Source organism: Marinilabilia salmonicolor, assembly GCF_003003035.1.
Taxonomy (GTDB): Bacteria; Bacteroidota; Bacteroidia; order Bacteroidales; family Marinilabiliaceae; genus Marinilabilia; species Marinilabilia salmonicolor_A.
This window is the reverse complement of record NZ_PVTS01000051.1, coordinates 1-1,610: the sequence shown is the minus strand read 5'-3', so window position 1 is coordinate 1,610 and position 1,610 is coordinate 1. Positions and strand designations below refer to the sequence as shown.

At 36.3% G+C, this 1,610-nt stretch carries 1 protein-coding gene; it reads left to right on the top strand.

What is annotated here, in order from left to right:
* Positions 1-108: 108 nt before the first annotated feature.
* Positions 109-1,610: IS1634 family transposase (locus BY457_RS18825; protein ID WP_106154870.1), on the top strand; the 1,502-nt coding region annotated here is incomplete at its 3' end.

Here is a 1,610-nt window from a genome sequence, read left to right as displayed (position 1 = left end):
CCTGAGTTCCGCACTTTTTTTCATGTAAAAAACTTAACTTTCATTAAATCAAATTTTTAATGTATTTTTAGGTGTAAATTTGGGTGTCCCAGAGGCTGCTTTTACACCATGTTTGTCCGAAAAAAGAAAAATAAAAGTGGAGTCATCAGTGTTCAGGTCGTAGATAAGAGTACTGGTAAATACCGATTGGTAAAAACCATTGGCAGCTCTAAAGATCCAACTGAAATTAAGCGATTATTTGAAGAGGGGCATAACTTCATCCACCACTACAGAGGCCAACAAACAATTAATTTCGCAAACCAATCATTCAAAGATGCGGTAAAACAAAGCATCAATAGCATAACAATAAAAGGCATTAATCTTTTGCTTGGTCGAATATATTCCGAGATTGGTTTTGACCAAGTAAAGAGCAATCTTCTCAGACAACTAGTACTTGTGCGGCTATCTCATCCAGCAAGCAAATTAAAAACCACACAGTATCTTCAACGCTACTTTTCAATAAGCATTAACGAAGATAAAATATACCGATACCTGGATAAACTTTACAAAGAGCACAAGGAACAACTTCAGCAAATAAGTTTTAATCACACACGAAAGATCCTGGGTGGGGCAATGAGCGTTGTGTTTTACGATGTAACAACGATTTATTTTCAAATTGATGACGAAGATGAGATCAGGAAACGTGGATTTTCAAAGGAAGGAAAGCACCAAAACCCTCAAATCGTTCTTGGCCTTCTAGTTGGTTTGGATGGTTATCCATTAGCCTACGAGATTCATGAAGGCAACAAGTTTGAAGGACATACCATGCTGCCTATAATAGATTCCTTTAAAACGAAATATAATCTAAATAAATTAGTTGTTATTGCCGATTCCGGACTACTATCAACCGCCAACATAAAAGACCTGATAGAAAAGGGTTATGAGTTTATTTTGGGTGCTCGCATAAAGAACGAAAGTGCATCCATAAAGAAGAAAATACTTTCTCTTGATTTATCCGATAAAACAAGTGCTATAATTAGGAAACCTGATGGATTAAGGCTGGTAGTAGGATACACTGAAAAACGTGCAAGTAAGGACCGTTACAACCGGGAAAGAGGGTTGGTGAAACTGGAACAAAAGATTAAATCTGGGAAACTAACCAAATCTTCAATAAATAACAGAGGCTATAACAAGTTTTTAAAACTTGAAGGCAATGTTGAAATCAGTATAGATAAGGAGAAATACGAACAAGATGCTCAATGGGATGGGCTGAAGGGCTACCTCACTAACACAACCCTATCAAAGGAGAAGATAATTAATAATTATGGGCAGCTTTGGAAGATCGAGAAGGCTTTTCGAGTCTCTAAACATGATTTAAAAATTAGACCGATATACCACAGGTTACAATCAAGAATTGAAGCACACATTACTATTAACTTCGTGGCATATAAGGTCTACAAAGAACTTGAAAGACAACTGAATGTAAAACAAGCTGATTGGAGCTGTGAACAAGCAATCGATATTGCCAAAACAATATATGCAGTAGAAATTACAGATCCCTTAACTGGCAATACTTACACAGAAACTTTACTCTTAAACGAGGAACAAAAAAGACTTGCAGATCTCTTTGG